A 4,455-nucleotide genomic window follows, 5' to 3' on the forward strand; every position below is an offset into this window, starting at 1 on the left:
TTTCTTTCCGTGCAGTCTCTTGAGAAAAGGAGGTACAACTGATGAAAAAGTGGAATCTCCTGCATCCTGCTGACAACGCGCGGAGCAACCGCATTGCCCTTCAGGGCGGTTCCTACTCTCTGGTCATCACCGCCGTGGTGCTGGCACTGCTGATTGTGGTCAATATCCTGGTCTCCATCCTGCCCACGCCCATGACACAATACGACATCAGCGCATCCAAGCTGTATTCCATTACCAGCAACACCAAGGTGGTGGTCAACGCCCTGCAGGAAGATGTCACGATCTACTGGATCGTGCAGTCCGGCAAAGAGGACCAGGTCATTGAAAACCTGCTGGGCAAATACGACAGTCTTTCCGATCACATTCAGGTGGTCAAGAAAAACCCTGATGTCTATCCCACCTTCGCCCAGCAGTACACCGACGAAACGGCAGAAAACAACAGCCTGGTGGTGGAATGCGGCGACCGCAGCCGCTTCATCTCCTACGATGATATCTACCTGCAGGAAGCGGACATGACAACCTACTCTTATAACACCTCCTTTGACGGTGAGGGTGCCATTACTTCCGCCATCGACTATGTGGTCAATGAAGAGCAGCCCCAGGTCTATGTTCTCGAGGGCCACGGCGAATCGGAACTGCCTTCCACCTTCTCCGACCAGATTGAGCGGGAGAACATCGAGCTGCATACCTTCTCCCTGCTCACCGTGGACACCATCCCGGAGGATGCGGACTGCATCATGATCTACGGCCCCACCAGCGACATCTCCACAGAAGAAAAGGATATGCTTGCAGACTATGTGGCCGGCGGCGGAAAGCTGATGGTCATGGCCGGTCCTGTGGAAAGCGGCTCTCTGGATAACCTGCTGAGCCTGCTGTCCGACTACGGCGTCACCGCTACCGACGGCATCGTGATCGAAGGCGACCGGGAACACTATGCCTTCCAGCTGCCCTTCGCCCTGATGCCCGACATGGCCAGCAGCGACATCACCGATTCTCTCATTGAAGAGCACTACTTCCCCATCATGCCCATTTCTCAGGGGCTGACTGTGGGCGACACCCCTTCCGGTGCCACTGTCACCGCGCTTTTGACCACGTCTGACCTCTCGTTCAGCAAGACCGCAGGGTATGATCTTTCCACCTATGAAAAAGAGGACGGCGATGTGGACGGTCCCTTTGCTGTGGGCGTCTCCATCACCTGTGACAGCGGCGGACAGCTGACCTGGTTCTCCTCCTCCGATTTCCTGGACGACATGTACAACGCCTATTCCTCCGGTGCCAACGTGAACCTGGGGATGAATGCCCTGTCCTCCATGATTGGGGAGAGCGAGGCCATGGCCATCCGCAGCAAATCCCTCAACTATAACTATCTGACCATCAGCGATTCCACCTCCTCTCTGCTCAAAGTCGCCATGATCGGCGTATTTCCGCTGGTGTATCTGGGAATCGGCATTTTTGTGGTGGTAAACAGAAGGAGGACACAAAATGAAGCGGGCTAAAAAGCTGTATATTCTGTTGGGCGTTCTGGTAGCAGTCTGTGCCATTACATTCGGTGTCAGCCGCTATCAGACCCGGCAGGAAGAAATCAAAAACAGCGGCGAGGTCATTCTGGAGGTCCCCACCGATTCCGTGGAATCCCTTTCCTGGGATGTCGGCGACCGCTCCTTCTCGTTCCACAAGGAAACAACGGAAGGAGATCCGGATTCTGAGAGTATCTGGATTTATGATGAGGATGATGTTTTCCCTGTCGATAAGACCAAAATCAACAACCTGCTCTCCTGTTTTGAATCTCTCACCGCCGCTTTTGTGATTGAAAACCCGGAGGATCTGGGGCAGTATGGACTGACCGATCCCAGCTGCACCATCAACTTTTCCGACGGTGAGACCTCCTACACGGTCCTGCTGGGCGATTACAGCCCCATGGACTCCCAGCGCTATGTCTCCATCGGCGACGGCAATGTCTATCTGGTAAGCGAGGACCCCATGGAGGAGTTTGATGTCGAGCTGAGCAAAATGCTGGATGATGATGACATCCCCTATCTGGAAGAGGAAGGCACGACCACAGCCATCCGCTTCTCCGGAGAGATCAACTACGAAATCACCTATGAGGCAGACAGCGACAATACCTACCGGGCGGATGATGTCTATTTCACCGAGCAAAACGGCCGCCAGGTGCCGCTGGATTCCACACGGGTGAGCGACTATCTCCACGAAGTCAGCTTCGTGTTCCCCGATGAATATGTGACCTACAAGGCAACTGATGAAGATCTGGCCGCCTGCGGACTGGATAATCCCCAGCTGGTCATTGAGGCCGACTACAATACGGAGGACGAGGATGGAAACACCGTTTCCAACACCTTCACCATGAGCATCAGCCGCGACCCGGATGAACTGGCCAAAGCCAAGGAATCCAGTGAAGAAGCCAAGAGCTCCGATGCGGAAACCACCTCCGAAGATGAAGAGGACACAGAGACCGAGGAGATCACCGCATACATGCGGATCGGTGACTCCAAGATTATCTACCGGCTCTCCGGCGAGGATTATGAGACCCTGATGGCTGCCGGATACAACGACCTGCGGCATACCGAGGTCCTGCCCGCTGATTTTGCCGACATCGCCCAGATCGATATCTCCCTGGAAGGTACGGATTACACCATTACCTCCGAGGGAGACGCAGAGGAGCGGACATACTTCTATGCAGACGAAGAATTGGATATCGCGGATCTTCAGTCTGCCATGCAGACCTTGACCGCAGACTCCTTCACCGATGAACAGCCCACAGAAAAGGAAGAAATTCACTTGACACTCCATCTGGATCTGGAAGGAGAACCCAGTGCGGAAATTGGGCTGTACCGCTATGACGGCTCGTACTGTTTGGCGGTTGTGGACGGCACCCCCATGTGCCTGGTCCAGCGCAGCTATGTGGTGGACCTCATTGAGGCCGTAAACGCCATCGTACTGAGCTGATTGTCCCTATTTTTCTGGTGAGTCGGTCCGGTGCCATCCGGCGCTTCCCTCTCCCGGACCTCTCCAAATAGATCAGGACCCGGATATCCCCTCAGTGGGATATCCGGGTCCTGCTTTTTTGTATCCGCAGCGCAAGCCGCCTGAGTTTACCCATCTCTCTATTTCCGGGCTTTCTCGGATCCGGCTGCAGCTCCGCCTTCCGTCATCCAGGCTCAGCCGGATGCGTGCTCCTGCTGGCCGCCTTCCCGGCGTTTTCTCCGGTCATTTCCCTCGACACTGTAGAACCGCCGCTTTTCCTGATACATCCGCTGATCTGCTTCCTCCAGTTGTTCTTTGACGCTGCAGTGTCCCGCTCTCCAGGAAATTCCCACGGCACATCGGATGCCCACCTGCTCCATTCTCTGCAAAACGGTGCGGACAGCCGTTTGAAACGCAGCTTCCTCCAACGTGTCATCCACCACGATAAACTCATCGCCGCCCGTGCGGTATGTCCTGTTCTCAAAGACGTTCCACAGCTGTTCCGCCGCACGGCAGAGAAACTGATCTCCCACGCTGTGTCCCTGACTGTCATTGATGGCCTTGAGTCCGTTGAGATCAAAATAGGCCACTCCCAGCCGGAACTTATTCCTGCTCCAGTCCGGCTCCATGATCTCATTGAACTTATTGCGGTTATAGACCCCCGTCAGGGAATCCTCATAGCTCATACGCAGCAGCATTGCTGTCTGATCCCGGATCCGTTCTTTCTGCTTTTCAATCTGCTCTTGCAGATACCGATAGGATTCCCAGGCCATTTTAACAGGGAACCCATGATCCCCTTTCGTCATCTCCTGATAGGGGTTGGAAATGTGAATATGGCAGCAGCGCGGCTGCCCATCCCTCCACCGGAACACCATCGTAACCCGTTGATGAACCCGCAGGCTGATCTGGGTGGAAGCATCCGTGGCAACCCATATTCGGCCAGTACAAAGATACGTTTCCGGTGCGATCTGGACTACCTCATATTCCTCATCGGAGATATTGCACTTTGGAACCTGCCCTGCAAACCGGCGGAAAATCGGTGCCACCGTTTCAATCCCCACTGCATATTCATACTCGCCTGCACCAAACCAATGGACTGCATCGTCCAGCAGCGCAATGAGCGCTTCCACATCATTTTCGCAGTAATGCTTATGCAGCATCAGGCTGGTCAGCTCTATTGCTATTTGTTCTTTCCGCTTCTCGCCGGCTGTAGCTGTCATCCACTCTTCCCCCTTCCATCCATAGCGCGCTCTTCCCGGCACGCACTTGCATGGCGGCTCCGTTTTTACACTTTAATAACCCCGGGAGCCTGTTATCTGACGGACCATACTGCATCCTCTCCCAGGCGCAGTTCCGCTCTTTCACACGGGCTCCATCCCCGTGCACACGTTCTTTTTTATCAGCACACAGTGCCCGCCGCAGTCCTTACGGCACCAGGCAATCTGCGCAGGCTGCCAGCAGCGCCACCGTCTC

General features: G+C 54.9%; 3 protein-coding genes. 2 read left to right on the plus strand and 1 reads right to left on the minus strand.

The window, feature by feature from the left end:
• The first annotated feature begins 41 nt into the window (after nt 1–41).
• Nucleotides 42–1,496 (plus strand): GldG family protein, encoded by a 1,455-nt coding sequence (locus ACOX7T_RS14790; RefSeq protein WP_433444141.1) that lies wholly within the window; start codon nt 42–44, stop codon nt 1,494–1,496.
• A complete protein-coding gene (locus ACOX7T_RS14795; protein ID WP_433444143.1) occupies nt 1,483–2,964 on the plus strand; it encodes a DUF4340 domain-containing protein in 1,482 nt (493 codons plus the stop codon). The genes ACOX7T_RS14790 and ACOX7T_RS14795 overlap by 14 nt, the downstream gene beginning before the upstream one ends.
• 212 nt (nt 2,965–3,176) lie before the next feature.
• Here ACOX7T_RS14795 and ACOX7T_RS14800 read toward each other — a convergent pair whose 3' ends face one another.
• Nucleotides 3,177–4,202 carry a diguanylate cyclase domain-containing protein gene (locus tag ACOX7T_RS14800; protein ID WP_433444145.1) on the minus strand — a complete coding sequence of 342 codons (1,026 nt, stop codon included), beginning with the start codon at nt 4,200–4,202 and terminating at the stop codon, nt 3,177–3,179.
• Between the last annotated feature and the right edge of the window lie 253 nt (nt 4,203–4,455).

Origin of the sequence: Pseudoflavonifractor sp. (genome assembly GCF_050943825.1) — a bacterium.
Classification (GTDB): domain Bacteria; phylum Bacillota; class Clostridia; order Oscillospirales; family Oscillospiraceae; genus Pseudoflavonifractor.

Coding starts and splice junctions, on each gene's coding strand:
- ACOX7T_RS14800 (WP_433444145.1), bottom strand. CDS start 4,202: ATGACAGCTACAGCCGGCGAGAAGCGGAAAGAACAAATAGCAATAGAG.
- ACOX7T_RS14795 (WP_433444143.1), top strand. CDS start 1,483: ATGAAGCGGGCTAAAAAGCTGTATATTCTGTTGGGCGTTCTGGTAGCA.
- ACOX7T_RS14790 (WP_433444141.1), top strand. CDS start 42: ATGAAAAAGTGGAATCTCCTGCATCCTGCTGACAACGCGCGGAGCAAC.